Genomic DNA, 215 nt, shown 5'->3' with positions numbered 1-215 from the left:
TCGCGCCCGGCCTTCCTCCTTCCGGTGCGCGTGCTCGGCAAGCTGTTCCGCCGCCTGTTCCTCGCCCGGCTGATCGCGCTGCACGACGCCGGCCGGCTCGCCTTCTTCGGATCGATGACGCAGCTGACCGAGCGATGCGCCTTCCTGCGCCAGCTTGCTGCCGCCCGGAAGAAGCGCTGGGTGGTCTACGCCAAGGCGCCGTTCGCGGGGCCGGA

The 215-nt window shown here is 71.6% G+C and carries 1 protein-coding gene; it reads left to right on the top strand.

All coding sequences use genetic code 11. The annotated features are described in order from the left end of the window. On the top strand, positions 1–215 hold a 215-nt coding region (locus ACWGS9_RS35995; protein ID WP_454509587.1), incomplete at both ends, for a transposase.

The organism is Mesorhizobium sp. Arg314 (assembly GCF_053714275.1).
This window is presented reverse-complemented; position numbering and strand designations above follow the sequence as displayed.